The sequence below is a fragment of the Streptomyces sp. S063 genome, assembly GCF_002832675.1.
Taxonomy (GTDB): Bacteria; Actinomycetota; Actinomycetes; order Streptomycetales; family Streptomycetaceae; genus Streptomyces; species Streptomyces sindenensis.
Window position 1 is genome coordinate 103231 of record NZ_CP021707.1, and the last position, 14403, is coordinate 117633.

Consider the following 14403-nt stretch of genomic DNA (forward strand, 5'->3'; position numbering starts at 1 on the left):
GTCTCACCGCCTACCGTGCACGAGCTCGTAGGGCCTGTTGCGAAAGTGGATCAACGTTGGGCATGATCATGTGTCGTGGCGCGAGGGGTCTGACGGTCCGGCAGTGGGCTCGGCTGGAGCCGTTACTGCCAGTGGGGAAGAAGCCGGGAGGGCCCCGGATGTGGACGCGTCGGCAGCTGATCGACGGGATACGGTGGCGGACCCGGGCGGCGCGCGCCGTGGCGGGACATACCTGAGCGGTACGGCCCATGGGACGGAATCTACGACTGTTCCGCCGGTGGCAGCGCAACGGCACGTGGAAGCGGATCCTCGAACAGCTGCAGGTCCAGGCCGACGCGCAGGGCCTGATCACCTGGGAACTCGACCGTCTGCCGTGCCCACCAGCACGCCGCTGGTGCGCGTAAAAGGGGATCTGCAGCACGAACCGCCCGGCGGAATCGACAGCGAGCCGGACGACCACGGGCTCGGGCGCTCTCGCGGCAGTCTGACCACGAAGATGCACCTTGCGGCCGAGCAGGGACAGAAGCCCCTGTCCCTGTTGATCACCGCCGGGGCACCGGCACGACAGCCCGCAGTTCCAGCCGGTCCTTGAACGCATTCGCGTGCCCCGCACCGGCCCCGGGCGACCACGCACTACACCCGACAAGGTCCGTGCAGACAAAGCCTACGGCTCCCGCGCGAACCGCTCCTACCTGCGCAGACGCTGGATCGAGTGCACCATCCCGGAGAAGGCCGACCAGGCCGCAACCGCAAGAGACTCGGCTTTCGAGGCGGCCGGCCACCGGCCTTCGACAAGGAGGACTACAGAGAGCGCCACGCGGTGGAGTGCGGGATCAACCGGCTGAAACGACACCGCTCGGTGGCCACCAGATACGACAAGCTGGCCGTGCGCTACGAGGCGACTGTGCTGGTCGCGGCCATCAACAAGTGGCTGTGACCAGCACTTCCACGACAGGCTCTGTGGCATCAGCGCCAGGCGGGCGAACGCGCGTTCCGGAGTAGGGGCATCATAGGGCGATGAGCGAGAATCGAACCCGACGGCGGTGCTGTTGCACGGCTGGCCGGTCACGGCCGACCACTGGCGGTACCTCATTCCGGCACTCGATGCCGCCGGTATCACCGCAGTCTCGGTCACGCTTCCCGGGCTGGGCACCGCTCCCGACTCCGGCGTGACCAACTTCCGCAAGACGGCACTCGCCAACGGTGTCCGGGCACGGCTGGCGCAGGAGGGCGTCACGCGCTTCGCCGTCATCGGTCACGACTGGGGTGCGACGGTCGGATACCTCATCGCGGCCCAAGCGCCGGAATCGGTCAGTGGACTCGTGGTCGAGGAAGAGATCCTTCCCGGTGTCGATGTCGAGATTCCCGAGGCCGGCCGGGACCACTATCCATCCTGGCACGGCCCGTTCAACCGTACGCCCGGCCTCGCGGAGAAGCTCGTGCCCGGCCGGGAAGCGGCTTACTACGGCACGTTTCTGGAACAGAGCGCCGGACCAAACGGCCTCGCCCCAGACACCCTTACGGCCTACATCAAGGCGTACAGCACTCCAGGTGTACTGAACGCCGGGCTATCCTACTACCGCACCAGGTCAGAAGATGTCGAGGACATTCAAGCCCTGGCCGCCCAGCCGATTGCAACGCCTGTCCTGGCGGTCGGAGGCAGACACGCGATGGGGACTGCAGTCGCGGATGGAATGGCCACCCTTGCCACCGATGTCACCCCACTCGTCTTCGAGCAATCCGGCCACTACCCCGCAGAGCAGGAGCCGGACAACATGAACCTCGCGATCGTGCAGTTCCTTCAACGGCACTCCTGACCCTCGATACCGTGCTCCAAGAAGCGGATCTTGAGCCATCTATGCACTTTCGAAACAGGCTTTAAGCTAGTTAAGAGGCGACGCGTACAGGAAGAAGGGGTACGCCGGGTGTCCGGCGTACCCCTTCCTGGTCGGGCGGTGAGGCGGTCAGTCCTCGTCCGTCTCCTCACGGACGATGGTGTCGTTCTTGGCGTCCACGTCGAAGGTGGTCTTCTTCCAGTCGGACCCGACCACGTCGACCTGCCAGATGACGCCGTTGCCGTCGTTGTCCTCGAGGCTGACGGAGGTGACCGTCCCCTTCTTCTTCTCGGTGGCGACCTTGGCCGCCTGCTGCGGCGTCTGGGTGGCCTGGGCCAGCCGGTCGGCCGTCTGCTTCTTGTCGTCCGCGTCCTGGTCCGCGTCGACACGGGCCTCGATCACCTTGCCGTCGACCGCGTTGATGCGGACGGTGTGGATCGTGCCGTCCTTCTCCGCGACCTCCGCGGCCCAGACCGGGCCGTCGGCGCCGGGGCTCGCGCTCGGGCTGCTGGTTCCGGTCGGGCTGGGAGAACCGGTCGGGCTGGGCGATCCCGTGGGGCTGCCGGTCGCGGTCGGGCTGGGGCTCTGGTTGTCGTCGTCGTCCACACCCTCCAGGTCCAGGTCGACGAGCTTGCCCCCGGCGACCTCGCCGGTGGCGGTGGTGGCCGCGTCGTCGAAGGTGACCTTCGTGGCGTCGAGCACCTCCTTGCGCTCCTGCTGGTCCTCGGTCAGCTTGGCGGTGGCCGACGGCGTCGCCGTCTGCTTCTGCGGGACGACCTTGGCCGCCTCCGAGGTGGCCGCGTTGCTCGCGCTGTCCGAGCTCTGACCGCATCCGGTCATCAGGAGGGCCGTGGCCGCGGCCAGCGAGAGGGCACCGACCGCCTGGAGAGTGCGGGAACGGGAGGAGGCACTGTTCATTCGTCGAGGCTCATGTCTCATGCTCGCATGCCTAGCCCTCCAGGCCTCCGGTCATGTTGTCCTACGGGGCGGAGTCACCCGATCGACCGGGCGGCTCCGCCCGTTGGCCGTCGCTCCCCGGGCGGTCCACGCCGGGGTGCGAAACAATGGCGGCAGGGCCGTATTCTCCGCGCACGGCCGGGAGAACGTCATGAATCAGATGGTGCACACCGAGCGTTACGAGCTGATCTTCCAGATGTCCGGCGCCGCGGACGACGTGGTCTCCGTCCGGCTGACCGACCGGCTGGGGGCCGGCGGGTTCCCGGTGTACGAGGACGAGACGGGGATCGTCCGCGCCGAGATCAGCGACCGGGGTGAGGTCCGCATGCTCGCCAGCGGCGGCCACCAGGTCCCCGGTGCCCCTTTGCTGGCCCGCCCCCTGAGCGAGGACGCGCCCGGCACGCCGTGACCGGACCCGTCGGGCGGGGCGCACCGGTGCGGGGTGCGCCCCGCCCGTTGGCGCGCCCGCTCCCCCGGCGAGAGCCACCTCCGTCCGTTCATGCCCACACGTCGCCCGAATGTGTTTACATTCCGGCACCCCAGACGTAACCTGAGCGCGAAACCACAGACTCGGGCATGAAACGGAAACGAAACCACATGTACGCACCGGAGCGTCAGCAGGAGATCCTCCGCCTCGCCCAGGAGAGCGGCCGGGTCGATGTGCTGTCCCTGGCCGAGGAGTTCCAGGTGACGGCCGAGACCGTCCGGCGGGACCTCAAGGCCCTGGACCGGGCGGGGCTGCTGCGCCGGGTGCACGGTGGGGCGATCCCGGTGGGGCGGCTGGACTTCGAGCCCGACCTCGCGGAGCGCGACGCCCTCTCCGCCGACGAGAAGGACCGCATCGCGCAGGCCGCCCTCGCCGAACTGCCCGCCGACGGCAATGTGATCGTCGACGCCGGGACCACCACCGCGCGGCTCGCCGCAGCCGTGCCGGTCGATGCGGCGCTGACCGTCGTGACGCACGCGCTGCCGGTGGCCGCCCGGCTCGCCGACCACCCGGGCATCGCGCTGCATCTGGTGGGCGGCCGGGTCCGGCACCGTACGCGCGCGGCGGTCGATGCCTGGGCGCTGGGTTCGTACGCCGAGATCAACGCCGACGTGGTCTTCCTCGCCACCAACGGCTTCTGTCCCGACCGCGGTCTGACCACGCCCGACCTCGCGGAGGCCGCGGTGAAGCGGGCCGTGATCAGGGCGGCCCGCCGGGTCGTCCTGCTCGCCGACTCAGGCAAGTTCGGGCAGGAGCACTTCGCCCGCTTCGGCGACCTCACCGATGTGGACCTGCTCATCACCGACACGGGCCTCAGCCCCGACGACGCCCGCTCCATCGAGAGCCGGGGCACGGAAGTAGTCCGCGCATGATCCTCACCGTCACCCCCAACCCCAGCCTGGACCGCACCTACGAGCTGCCCGGGCTGACCCGTGGCACCGTCCTGCGCGCCACGGCGGACCGCGTCGACCCGGGCGGCAAGGGCGTCAACGTCTCCCGCGCGTCGCGGCGGCCGGGCACCGCGCACCGTCGCCGTCGCCCCGATGGGCGGCCCGGAAGGCGCCCTCCTCACCCGGCTCCTCGGCGATCTCGGCATCGAGGCGGCCGGGGTGCCGATCGCCGGGAACACCCGCGATCGCCAACGTCACGTCACCCTCGTCGAGCCCGACGGCACCCTGACCAAGGTCAACGCGGCAGGCCCGGAACTGAGTCCGGCCGAGGCGGAGGACGTCCTCGAAGCGGTACGGGTCCGCTCGGCCGCCGCCGACTGGATCGCCTGCTGCGGGAGCCTGCCGCGCGGACTGCCGCCGCGGTGGTACGCGGAGCTGGTCGAGCGGAGTCACCGGGCCGGTGCCCGAATCGCGCTGGACACCTCGGGTACGGCGCTCACCGCCGCGCTCGCCGAAGGGCCCGATGTGATCAAGCCCAACGCCCAGGAGCTGGCCGAGGCCGTGGGCCGTCCGCTGGCCACGGTGGGCGACGCGCTGAAGGCCGCCGAGGAACTGCGCGAGCGCGGCGGCGCCCGGTCGGTGCTGGCGAGTCTGGGCGCGGACGGGCAGCTGCTGGTCGAGGCGTCGGGCGCTTCGCGACCGCCCCGGTGGCGGCCGTGCGCAGCAATGTCGGCGCCGGGGACGCCTCGCTGGCCGGCTTCCTCGCGGCGGGCGGACGGGGTCCCGAAGCGCTCGCCTCGGCCGTCGCCCACGGGGCCGCGGCCGTGCAGCTGGCGGGGAGCCTCATGCCCACCCCGGCCGACCTCGATCTGCCGTCGGTCGTGACGACCTCCGACGTACCGCTGGACCGCGCGCTGAGCGAGCCGGCCCCATGACCCCCGCACCACCCGGCACCCCCACGATCCCCGCACCTCCCGTACGGACCCCACCCGTACGCGAGCTCCGCCCCGTCCCCCCGAGCCGCCGCCCCGGCGGTCCCGAGCAAGGAGCACCGCGATGAGTGAGCTGATCACCGCGGAACTGGTCGACCTCGATCTGTCCGCCGCAACGAAGGACGCCGCCGCGAGATCCCTCGCCGAGCGGATGGTGGCCGCGCACCGCGTCACCGATCTCGACGGTTTCCTGGCCGACGTCGCCGCCCGCGAGGCGCAGATGCCGACCGGCCTCGACGGCGGCATCGGCATCCCGCACTGCCGCAGCGAGCATGTGAACGCCCCGACGCTGGCCTTCGGCCGAAGCGCCGCGGGCATCGACTTCGGAGCGGCCGATGGTCCTGCCGACCTGATTTTCCTCATCGCCGCCCCGGCCGGGGCGGACGACGACCACCTCACCATCCTGTCGGGGCTGGCCCGCAGGCTGATGGACCCGGAGTTCACCGCGGCGCTGCGCGCGGGAACGGGCCCTGCGGCGGTGGCCGGGCTGATCCGGGGCGAGGAGCCGGCGGAGGAACCCGCCGTCGATGAGGAGCAGGCGGAAGACGAGGCACAGGCGGAGAACACGGGGCCCGAGGCCGGGACCGCGGGCGCCGAAGCGGCCGGGAGCCTCCCCTTCCGGATCGTCGCCGTCACCTCCTGCCCCACCGGCATCGCCCACACCTACATGGCCGCCGAGTCCCTCGCCGCGGCGGGCCGCGAGGCGGGCGTCGAGGTGACGGTGGAGACCCAGGGCTCGGGCGGTTTCAAGAAGCTGGACCCCGCTGTCATCAGCGCGGCGGACGCCGTGATCTGGGCGCATGACGTGGAGGTCCGGGAGAAGTCGCGCTTCCGCGGCAAGCCCCTGGTCGATGTCGGGGTGAAGGCGGGCATCAACCGGCCCGCCGAACTCATCGCCGAGGCCCGGCGCAAAGCGGAACGCGGGGAGATCGCCGTGGTGTCCGAACCCGGCGGAGGCAAGGGCTCCGGCGACGGTGAGGCGGACCGGTCCGGCGCGGACCACGCGCACTTCGGCGTCCGGCTCCGTACGTATCTGATGTCCGGCGTCAGTTACATGGTTCCGTTCGTCGCGGCGGGCGGTCTGCTGATCGCCCTGTCGTTCGCCATCGGCGGCTACGAGACAGCGGGCGCCAAGTCGGTCGCCGACCATTTCGTGTGGGCCGAGGCGGACAGCTGGGCGGCGCTGCTCAACCAGATCGGTTCGGCGGCCTTCGCGTTCCTGGTGCCGGTGCTGGCCGGTTACATCGCGTACGGGATGGCGGACCGGCCCGCGCTGGTGCCGGGCTTCGTCGGCGGGTCCATCGCGCTGACGGTGAACGCCGGGTTCCTCGGCGGTCTGGTCGCCGGTCTGCTGGCCGGTGCGGTGGTGATGGCGATCCAACGGGTCCCGGTCCACGCGACGTTGCGCGGCATCATGCCCGTGCTGGTGATCCCGTTGATCGCGTCGGCGGTCGTGGGCTTCCTGATGTTCATCGTGGTCGGCAAGCCGATCGCCTCGCTGCAGAACGCCCTGACGGACTGGCTGAACGGCCTGTCGGGCTCCAACGCGGTGATCCTCGGCGTCGTCCTCGGACTGATGATGTGCTTCGACATGGGCGGCCCGCTGAACAAGGTGGCGTACGCCTTCGCGGTCGGCGGCCTGGCCGATCCGACCGACGGCAGCCTGAAGGTGATGGCCGCGGTCATGGCCGCCGGGATGGTCCCGCCGCTGGCGATGGCGCTCGCCACCACCGTACGCAGGAAGCTGTTCACGAAGACCGAGCGGGAGAACGGCCGGGCGGCCTGGGTGCTGGGTGCCTCGTTCATCACCGAGGGCGCGATCCCCTTCGCCGCCGCCGACCCGCTGCGGGTCATCCCGTCGGTGATGGCGGGCGGCGCGGTCACCGGCGCGCTGTCGATGGCCTTCGGTGCGACGCTGCGGGCGCCGCACGGCGGCGTCTTCGTCGTCCCGCTGATCGGTCAGCCGCTCCTCTACCTGCTCGCCATCGCCGCCGGAACGCTGGTGGCGACCGCGCTCGTCGTCCTGCTCAAGGGCGCACGCCGGGCCGCACCGGACAGGGCCGGGGAGGCGGGAGCCGCGGGCTCCGGCGACTCCCGGGTCCCGGTCACCGCCTGACCACCTCACCGCCCCCGCATGCCTTCCGCAGCCCCTCACCCAGGAGTGATCCATGTACCAGCAGACCGTCGTCATAGGTTCCCGCAGCGGGCTGCACGCCCGTCCGGCGTCGCTGTTCGTCAAGGCGGCCGCACGTCAGCCGGTCAAGGTGACCATCGCCCGTGAGGGTCGCGACCCGGTCGACGCCCGCAGCATGCTCGCGGTGCTGGCCCTGGCAGCGCCGTACGGGGAGGCCGTGGTACTCAGCGCCGAGGGTGAGGGGGCGCGGGCGGCGGTCGAGGAGCTGGCGGAACTGCTGGCGCGAGATCTCGACTCCGCCTCCTGACCGGCAGGACGCCCCGTAGCTTGGGGGCGTGACCGAACACTGGAACGCCGCCGACCCCGCCGTCCTCGCCCTGCCTTCCGGGCGGCTGGTGCGGGGCGGGGGCTGCGCAAGCCGCTGCCCCCGGGCCCCGAACCGGACTTCGCCGTGTACCTGCTGGGCCGCACCCCGCCCTCGGTCCGCTGGGAGTCGCGATGGCTGCGGTGGCCCGACTTCCGGCTCCCGGCGGACCGGGGGGAGGCGCGGGTCCTTCTCCGGGAGGTGTGGGAGCGGGCGGCCGACGAGCGGGTCGAGGTGGCGTGCGGCGGCGGGATGGGCCGGACCGGGACGGCGCTGGCCGTTCTGGCCGTGCTGGACGGAGTGCCCGCCGCGGACGCGGTGGCGTTCGTCCGCGCCGGCTACCACCCGCGGGCGGTGGAAACGCCCTGGCAGCGTCGGTACGTACGGAATTTCGCGCCCCGCTGAGTATCAGGGCCGGTCGGGCACGTTCTCGAACGTCTCGGGCACCGGCAGGGTGGCCCAGCGGCCGATCGGCCAGGCGACGACGACGGCCCGGCCGACGACCTCGTCGACCGGGACCATCCCTTCGTTGCGGTCGTCCTGGTGGTAGCGGGAGTCGGCGGATTCCTGGCGGTGGTCCCCCATCACCCAGACCTTGCCCTCGGGGACGGTGACCTTGAACTGGCCGCCCTCGTCGTTGCTGCAGGGGGTGTTGCCGGGAAGACGTACGGCTCGTCCAGGGCGGTGCCGTTGACCTTCACCGGCCCGTCGCCCTTGCACTCCACGGTGTCACCGCCGACGCCGATGACGCGCTTGATGAGGTCCTTCTCCTCGGCGGAGGGCATGACGCCGATGAAACTCAGCACCTTCTGCACGGTGTTGGGCTCGTCCACGGGCATGCCCGCGAGCCAGTCGGCGGGGTCGTGGAAGACGATCACCTCGCCGCGCTCCGGCTCCGAGCCGAACCAGGGGGTCAGCTTGTCGACCAGCACCCGGTCGCCCCGCTGGAGGGTGTTCTGCATCGAGTCCGAGGGGATGGAGAAGGCCTGCACCAGAAACGTCTTGATGAGCAGGGCCAGCACCAGGGCCATGACGATCAGGAGCGGCAGCTCCACCCAGAACGGCCGCTTCTTGCGCGTACTCGACCGCCGCGCTCCCGCACGCCCCATGTCACCGCTCCTCGCCCCGTGAACCGCCTGTGCCCGTCCCTCGGGGGACGGGTCCGGTGATCCACTCTATGGGGCGCGGAGCGCGATGACCGTCGCTATGCGGGTTCCGCACCGACCGACGGGACTCTCGCGCCCTCTCCGGCGCGCACGGCTTCGACGACGCTCTGATGGAACGTGCGACTCTCCTCCTCGGAGGGGCAGGGCACCGGGCTGCCCACGAGGGTGAACCAGTCGGAGGAGCCGCTGTACTGCACGGCCACCGACGCCTGTCCGTCGAACCACGTCGTGTGTACGGTGAGGTCGCCGCTGAGGATGCCCGCTTCTTCGGTGCGCACTCCGCCGGAGCCCGTGTAGACCCCGCTGGTCGTCCAGGATGCCCAGCCCATGATGGTCACCTTTCGGACAATGACACTGCCTGTCCGGCCGATTTCTTCCGAGTATGGCACCGCCGGTGGGACTGTGCACGGGTGTGTGCGGGCCGGTCGCCCGGGGTCTGTCGTCAGGCCCTCTCCAGCACTCCGCGGACGAACGCGGCCTGCCCCGCGTGCTGGAGGTCCTCGGCGACGACGCTGATCAGCCGGACACCCAGAGTCACCGGGGGCGACCACCCCTCGTCGACGATCCGGTCGAGGTTGTGGCCGTCCAGTCCCGCGACGAAGTCGAGGGTCCGCTCCTGTACGGCGTCGAAGTAGCCGAGGAGGGGTTCGGTGGAGTCCACACGTACGGCCGCGACCTCGTCGGCGCTGTGCCCGTAGCCGGTGTCCGTGGCATCGAGGGGGAGCCCGAAGCGGTCGGCCCAGCCTTCGGTGAGCCAGATCTGTGCCGTGCCGGAGGCGTCGGCGATGTGGTCGTCCTGGACGCGGGTGAGATGCCAGACGAGCCAGGAGATGGAGTTGGCTCCCTCGTCGAGCCGGGCGTTGAGGTCGTCGGGCGCGAGCCCCTCGACGGCCGCGTGGACGGCCTCCCCGACCCGGTCGAACGCTTCGGCCAGCAATCCTGCGGTGTTCATCCGCCCACTGTCGCTCACCGGGCGCCGGGAGCCCGGGGTGCGACACACCGCCGTACGATCGGCCCATGGTCCAGAGCAGCGCGCAGGATGTCGATCAGTATCCCGCCGAGGCCCCGGAGGCCCGCCGGGAGGCCCTCACGAGGGTGCGCGCGCTGTGCCGCCAGGAGCTGACGGAGTTCCGCGAGGTGATGGCGTACGGCATGCCCTGCTGACGAGGGCGCGGAAGGTCCGGCGGATGTTTCAGACGAGCAGGCTCAGCAGGTGGGCGCAGGCGGTGGCCTCGTCCGGGTGGCGGGCGATGAGCTCGTACGTTCCGCGCTCGAACGCCCCGGTCTCCCAGCCGCCGTCCCCGCTCCGCCGGACGAGGAGGAAGTCCGGTGGGGTGGGGACGGGCTCGTGGACGCCCTCGATCCGGTAGTAGCCGCCGGGGATCCGTGCCTCGACGAGTGCGGCGTGCAGGGCCCGGCGGTCCATACCGGGTTACGCGCCCGCGGGTGTCAGGTAGGCGTTGTCCAGCAGCCACTTCACATTGAGCCGCTGCCCCTCGCCCGGGTCGAGGAACACGGCGTCGAGCTTGATCTGCCGGCCGCCGCCGGGCTGCTCGAACCACGGGGCGATGGAGCCCTGCCAGACCCAGAAGGGCTTGGCGACCTTGTAGACGCGGTAGTCGCACGGGGTGTCCGCGTCGCGGGTGTTGAGGTTCTGCGGCGGCAGGGCGCGCTCGGCGTAGGCGTCCCCGGCGGGGGCCAGGTAGCCGCCGTACTCCGAGCCGAAGCGGTCCAGGCGCTGGCCGGTGCGGAGCTTGACGGGCTCCTTGTCGATCTCGCCGTTCACCTCGGCGAAGCCGTCGTTGGGCGGGTACTTCCAGCTGCCGGTGTCCGCGGCCCTTCCCAGTACTTCTTCAGGAAGTCCTTCGGGGTGAGGTCTCCGTGCGCTGGTAGCCGTTCAGGAGCGGGCCGACCGGGGCGAGCCGCTTGTTCGGCAGCCACTTGGGGCCGAGGCGGGCGTCGCCGCGGAACTCCCCGGTGCACTGTTCGTGGCGTTCGGCGGCGGGAGCGGGCCGGTCGGGCGGGGGCGGCGCTCGCGTCGGCGGCGATCAGTCCGGCGGTGATGCCGAGCGCGGCGAGTACGGTACGCATACGGTTCATTCAGGAGTCCCCTTGAGCACTGATGATCCATCAGGACAGCTGACGTAGGGTAACCGCTCGACTACTGCCATGTGTTCCACCATGCCGTCTTCCGGCCGACCGGAACAGCACCGCGCCCCGGTCGCGGCGGGGCGCGTCCGGGGCGTGGCGGCCGGCCGGGTGTGCACCCCCGGCCGGGTGGGGCCGCTAGCCGACGTTGACGTCGATGCAGGCGTAGAAGGCGTTGGCGGTGTCCGCGATGTTCCAGACGGCCAGGACCTTCTGCTGACCGGTCTTGTTGTCGAAGTCGACCTGGTGGGTCACGGTCGCGCCGGGCTGCGCGCCGCCGTCGTCGAATTCGGCGATCTTCTCCCCGCCCACGAAGTACTGCCAGGTGCTGGTCGAGTGGCGCGCGGTGAGCTTCCACTCGAACTGCTGGGACCGGTTCACCGAAGTGACGGCCCAGCCCTTGGAGTCGTCGTCCAGCTCGGCGAAGCCGCTGTTGCCGCCGCTGCAGCTGGTGAGCCCCTTGGGGCCCTCGACGCTCTGCGGTTCGTACGTGATCGCGCCGCAGCTGACCGTCCCGGCGGCGCACTGGGCCTGCCGGCTCGGCGGGTTGGAGATGTAGCCGTGGGCACTGGCGGAGCTTGCCGGGAGGCTGAGGGCGAGGGACGGGGCGAGCATGGCGCCGACGGCGAGTGCGGTCTTCCTTTTCGCGTGCATGCTTCTCCTTCACATGAGACCGCACCGCGCGGTGGTGGACCGTGGGGGGTCCGGCTTCGGCGGCAAGGCCTCGCGAGTGTGGGGCCAAGAGGCGAAGGGCTGCAAGTCCCTTGCCGGACAAGCCTGATGACAGGTGACCGGAAAGGCCTTGCACTTGGACTAGACCATACCCACCGACGCGTTCACGTCAAGAGTGTCCTGGGGGGGCGCACCCCCCAGCCGCGTGAGCGGCCGCGCGGGGTGCGCGGGCCGCCCGGGTGACTCGATCACTCCTGGTCGTCTCCGTAGCGGACCGTGACGCGTTCGAAGCCGAGGGAGCCGAGCAGCCCCTTGAGCATGTCGGCGGTGTTCTTCTCCGCCCGGGCCGTCAGTTCGCTCTCCTTCGCCGCCTCCGAGATGTGCTGGGCGGCGAGCTTGTTGACCGCCTGCTCGCTGCCGGGTTGTCGGAGAAGAGGTCGCCGAGACGATCCAGGGACCGCGCTGCTTGGACACCGCGTAGGAGCGGTCGGGGTCGAGGGCCGGTTCGCCCAGCACGGCCCGGGGCAGGCGCAGTTCGGCCGTGGTGCGGTCCTCGTTGACCACGACGCCGCCCTCGGTGACCTTGCCCAGGTCGACGGAGGCGTCGACCGTGCCCGCCCCGACGAACAGGGTACGGTGCCGCGCAGCGCGTCGGGGACGAACTTCGTGTCCTTCTCCAGGTCGACGACGACCTGGAAATTGCCCGAAGCCGCCTCGTACGAGCTCATGTCCTGGATGGACTTGAGCACGGCGGGGCCCGACCGGTCGCGGGTCTCCTCGCCGAAGAAGTCGCCGAGCCCCGGCAGCAGGCTGAGCCGGCTGCCGGCGAACAGCAGGGCCAGCACGGCCGCGCCCGCGCCGAGGACTTTCAGCCATCCCCGCGAGGGGCGGGCGGTGCGCTGTCGGTCGCCGTGCGGCGCGGGCTCTGTGGTTACGTCGCTGGACGTCATGGTAAGCGTGTGACCACATCCGGTGCGTTCAGTCCGCCTCCTGCTCCCACTCGCTCGAACTCCCGCACAAAATAGTCCTGTTCCGGTACGGACGGGCAGACACCCGAAGGGCTCCCGGGGCCGTTCAGCGCGGCGACGCGGCCACCCGTACGCGGTCGCTGTCACCGTCGGAGAGGAACGCCGCGAGCTCCCGCCCCTGGTCGGCGACGGCGGCCCGGTCGGCCCGGGAGAGAGTGCGCAGGGGTTCCACGGCGACGACGTTCTCGGTGACGGTCCAGGTGGCGGCGACGCGGCCGTCGACCAGCACGACCCGCTCCCCGCGACCGAGAGGCCCCGGTGGACGTCGTCGATGATCCGGCCGCGGTCCTGGTATCCGAGGATCACGTTGTCGAAGGCGGGCAGGAACCGCACCGGGGCGGGGGTGTCCGGGTCCGGGCGCGGCGCGTCGGGCAGGTCGAGCAGCTCCCGCCCACGCTCATCGCGGAAGCGGACCAGTTCGTCGCGTACGGCGGCCACGGCACCGGGCAGCCCGGCCAGGCCGGACCAGGCGCGCAGGTCGGCCGTGGCGGCGGGCCCGTACGCGGCCAGATAGCGCCTGACCAGCACCTGGCCGACCGGGTCGGTGCCCTCGGGGGCGGGCGGATCGACCGGGCGGCCCAGCCAGGAGGACAGCGCGACGTTGCGCACCCCGCCCTTGGCCCGCCACAGCCCCCGGGGCGGCGCCTGCGCCATCGGGACGAGGCCGGCGACCACCATCTCGCCCAGGGGGCGCGGCCCGGGACCGGGCCATCGCCCGGCGAGCGCCCGCACGATCTCGGCCGCGGTGCGGGGCTCGCCGTCGGACGTCAGTTCCCGGGCGTCCGCCGCGAGTTCTTCGAGGTCGACCCCCGTGAGCTCGTCGCGGTAGACGCCGAGGACTCGTTGGCGCAGCATCGCGTCGTGGCGGGCCCGCCAGGCGAGGACGTCGTCGGCGGTGACGAGGTGGACCGTGCGGCGCATCAGATGGGTGCGCACCACGCTCCGCCGGGTCAGCAGGTCCGAGAGAACGGCCGGGTCGAAGGCGGTCAGCCGGGACCAGAGCCCGACGAAGGGTTCCTGCGGTTCCTGCGCCTGGAGACCGCAGAGGTGGGCCACCGCGTCCACGACGGGCAGGTCGGCCCGCTCCAGCAGCAACTGGCGCGCGAGGGTCGCGCGGTTGAGCGCCCGGTGGTCGAGGACGGTCACGTCGCCTTCCGCCCGTCGAGCGTCTCGCGCAGGATGTCCGCGTGCCCGGCGTGCTGGGAGGTCTCGGCGATGACGTGGGTCAGCACCCGCCGTACGCTCCACGCGCCGCCGGGTTCGTTCCAGGGCGCCTCGGGGAGCGGGTGCGAGGCCGAGAGGTCGGGGACCGTGAGGATGATCTTCTCGCTGCGGGCGGCGACCTGCTCGTACGCCTGGAGGATGCCGGTCACCGTCTCCCCGGGCAGCATCCGGAACTCGTTCTCCCGGTCGGTCATCCACTGCGGGAACTCGCGTGCGGTCCCGGCCATGAGGTCGTCCCAGGTGACACCGTGGGGCAGGTCGAAGGACATCGCCGAGGGGCCCTCCGTCGCGAAGTTCAGCCAGCCCTCCTCCACGGCCGTGACGTGCTTGACAAGGCCGCCCAGGCACAGCGCGCTGACCGTCGGGGTCTGGCCGGCCTGTTCGTCGGTGAGGTCGCGCACCGAGGCGGTCAGGGCGGCTCGCGCCTCGGCGAGGGCGGCCAGCAGGTCGGCGCGCTCGGCGTCGCGGAACACGGAGGATGTGGTCATGGTGATCGGGTCCTTCCG

Annotated in this window: 12 protein-coding genes and 7 pseudogenes; 9 read left to right on the plus strand and 10 right to left on the minus strand. The window is 71.4% G+C overall.

Annotation, left to right across the window (positions count from 1 at the left end; translation table 11 throughout):
- Positions 1 to 68 precede the first annotated feature (68 nt).
- Both CCZ36_RS36780 and CCZ36_RS00480 read left to right on the plus strand, forming a co-directional pair.
- Positions 69 to 937, plus strand: a pseudogene (locus CCZ36_RS36780) (IS5 family transposase).
- A 106-nt stretch (positions 938 to 1043) separates the two neighbouring features.
- The gene (locus CCZ36_RS00480; protein ID WP_128816836.1) at positions 1044 to 1817 is read left to right on the plus strand and encodes an alpha/beta fold hydrolase; all 774 of its coding nucleotides are present in this window, start codon (positions 1044 to 1046) and stop codon (positions 1815 to 1817) included.
- Positions 1818 to 1964: 147 nt separating this feature from the next.
- Here the strand turns inward: CCZ36_RS00480 and CCZ36_RS00485 are convergent, their stop codons facing one another.
- Positions 1965 to 2753 (minus strand): PepSY domain-containing protein, encoded by a 789-nt coding sequence (locus tag CCZ36_RS00485; protein ID WP_079149386.1) that lies wholly within the window; start codon positions 2751 to 2753, stop codon positions 1965 to 1967.
- 199 nt (positions 2754 to 2952) lie between these two features.
- Here CCZ36_RS00485 and CCZ36_RS00490 point away from each other — a divergent pair, with 199 nt between their 5' ends.
- From CCZ36_RS00490 to CCZ36_RS00515, 6 genes and pseudogenes are all read left to right on the plus strand, one after another.
- On the plus strand, positions 2953 to 3201 hold the full coding sequence (locus tag CCZ36_RS00490) for a DUF6296 family protein (protein ID WP_069735264.1): 249 nt from the start codon (positions 2953 to 2955) through the stop codon (positions 3199 to 3201).
- Between the two features lie 188 nt (positions 3202 to 3389).
- Entirely contained in the window at positions 3390 to 4151 is a 762-nt protein-coding gene (locus tag CCZ36_RS00495; RefSeq protein WP_128819375.1) for a DeoR/GlpR family DNA-binding transcription regulator, read from the plus strand.
- A pseudogene (pfkB, locus tag CCZ36_RS00500) lies at positions 4148 to 5104 on the plus strand (1-phosphofructokinase). The gene CCZ36_RS00495 and the pseudogene pfkB overlap by 4 nt, the downstream one beginning before the upstream one ends.
- 121 nt (positions 5105 to 5225) lie before the next feature.
- The gene (locus CCZ36_RS00505; protein WP_128816837.1) at positions 5226 to 7277 is read left to right on the plus strand and encodes a PTS fructose transporter subunit IIABC; all 2052 of its coding nucleotides are present in this window, start codon (positions 5226 to 5228) and stop codon (positions 7275 to 7277) included.
- A 52-nt stretch (positions 7278 to 7329) separates the two neighbouring features.
- Positions 7330 to 7602, plus strand: a complete 273-nt coding sequence (locus CCZ36_RS00510; RefSeq protein ID WP_069735050.1) for an HPr family phosphocarrier protein — start codon at positions 7330 to 7332, stop codon at positions 7600 to 7602.
- A 28-nt stretch (positions 7603 to 7630) separates the two neighbouring features.
- Positions 7631 to 8064: pseudogene (locus CCZ36_RS00515) on the plus strand (protein-tyrosine phosphatase family protein).
- Positions 8065 to 8088: 24 nt separating this feature from the next.
- On the opposite strand, the pseudogene lepB reads toward CCZ36_RS00515, so the two are convergent.
- The 3 genes and pseudogenes from lepB to CCZ36_RS00530 all read right to left on the minus strand — a co-directional run.
- Positions 8089 to 8768, minus strand: a pseudogene (gene lepB, locus CCZ36_RS00520) (signal peptidase I); the annotation flags it as partial.
- 95 nt (positions 8769 to 8863) lie between these two features.
- On the minus strand, positions 8864 to 9154 hold the full coding sequence (locus CCZ36_RS00525; protein WP_069735053.1) for a hypothetical protein: 291 nt from the start codon (positions 9152 to 9154) through the stop codon (positions 8864 to 8866).
- A 113-nt stretch (positions 9155 to 9267) separates the two neighbouring features.
- On the minus strand, positions 9268 to 9777 hold the full coding sequence (locus CCZ36_RS00530; RefSeq protein ID WP_069735054.1) for a mycothiol transferase: 510 nt from the start codon (positions 9775 to 9777) through the stop codon (positions 9268 to 9270).
- Between the two features lie 65 nt (positions 9778 to 9842).
- Here CCZ36_RS00530 and CCZ36_RS00535 point away from each other — a divergent pair, with 65 nt between their 5' ends.
- Positions 9843 to 9989 carry a hypothetical protein gene (locus CCZ36_RS00535; protein WP_373297688.1) on the plus strand — a complete coding sequence of 49 codons (147 nt, stop codon included), beginning with the start codon at positions 9843 to 9845 and terminating at the stop codon, positions 9987 to 9989.
- Between the two features lie 28 nt (positions 9990 to 10017).
- Here the strand turns inward: CCZ36_RS00535 and CCZ36_RS00540 are convergent, their stop codons facing one another.
- The 6 genes and pseudogenes from CCZ36_RS00540 to CCZ36_RS00565 form a co-directional block, all read right to left on the minus strand.
- Positions 10018 to 10251 (minus strand): hypothetical protein, encoded by a 234-nt coding sequence (locus CCZ36_RS00540; RefSeq protein WP_069735055.1) that lies wholly within the window; start codon positions 10249 to 10251, stop codon positions 10018 to 10020.
- Positions 10252 to 10257: 6 nt separating this feature from the next.
- Positions 10258 to 10925: pseudogene (locus tag CCZ36_RS00545) on the minus strand (TNT domain-containing protein).
- 186 nt (positions 10926 to 11111) lie between these two features.
- Positions 11112 to 11627 (minus strand): lytic polysaccharide monooxygenase auxiliary activity family 9 protein, encoded by a 516-nt coding sequence (locus CCZ36_RS00550; RefSeq protein ID WP_128816838.1) that lies wholly within the window; start codon positions 11625 to 11627, stop codon positions 11112 to 11114.
- A 266-nt stretch (positions 11628 to 11893) separates the two neighbouring features.
- Positions 11894 to 12595, minus strand: a pseudogene (locus tag CCZ36_RS00555) (DUF4230 domain-containing protein).
- A 124-nt stretch (positions 12596 to 12719) separates the two neighbouring features.
- Positions 12720 to 13819: pseudogene (locus tag CCZ36_RS00560) on the minus strand (winged helix DNA-binding domain-containing protein).
- Complete coding sequence (locus CCZ36_RS00565; protein WP_128816839.1) at positions 13816 to 14385, minus strand: DinB family protein; 570 nt, start codon at positions 14383 to 14385, stop codon at positions 13816 to 13818. Before CCZ36_RS00565 ends, CCZ36_RS00560 begins: the two are co-directional and overlap by 4 nt.
- Positions 14386 to 14403 lie beyond the last annotated feature (18 nt).

Bases quoted from the DNA above. Each gene is read 5' to 3' on its own strand.
- CCZ36_RS00485 (WP_079149386.1), bottom strand. From the start codon at position 2,753: ATGAACAGTGCCTCCTCCCGTTCCCGCACTCTCCAGGCGGTCGGTGCC.
- CCZ36_RS00490 (WP_069735264.1), top strand. From the start codon at position 2,953: ATGGTGCACACCGAGCGTTACGAGCTGATCTTCCAGATGTCCGGCGCC.
- CCZ36_RS00495 (WP_128819375.1), top strand. From the start codon at position 3,390: ATGTACGCACCGGAGCGTCAGCAGGAGATCCTCCGCCTCGCCCAGGAG.
- CCZ36_RS00505 (WP_128816837.1), top strand. From the start codon at position 5,226: ATGAGTGAGCTGATCACCGCGGAACTGGTCGACCTCGATCTGTCCGCC.
- CCZ36_RS00510 (WP_069735050.1), top strand. From the start codon at position 7,330: ATGTACCAGCAGACCGTCGTCATAGGTTCCCGCAGCGGGCTGCACGCC.
- CCZ36_RS00525 (WP_069735053.1), bottom strand. From the start codon at position 9,154: ATGGGCTGGGCATCCTGGACGACCAGCGGGGTCTACACGGGCTCCGGC.
- CCZ36_RS00530 (WP_069735054.1), bottom strand. From the start codon at position 9,777: ATGAACACCGCAGGATTGCTGGCCGAAGCGTTCGACCGGGTCGGGGAG.
- CCZ36_RS00535 (WP_373297688.1), top strand. From the start codon at position 9,843: ATGGTCCAGAGCAGCGCGCAGGATGTCGATCAGTATCCCGCCGAGGCC.
- CCZ36_RS00540 (WP_069735055.1), bottom strand. From the start codon at position 10,251: ATGGACCGCCGGGCCCTGCACGCCGCACTCGTCGAGGCACGGATCCCC.
- CCZ36_RS00550 (WP_128816838.1), bottom strand. From the start codon at position 11,627: ATGCACGCGAAAAGGAAGACCGCACTCGCCGTCGGCGCCATGCTCGCC.
- CCZ36_RS00565 (WP_128816839.1), bottom strand. From the start codon at position 14,385: ATGACCACATCCTCCGTGTTCCGCGACGCCGAGCGCGCCGACCTGCTG.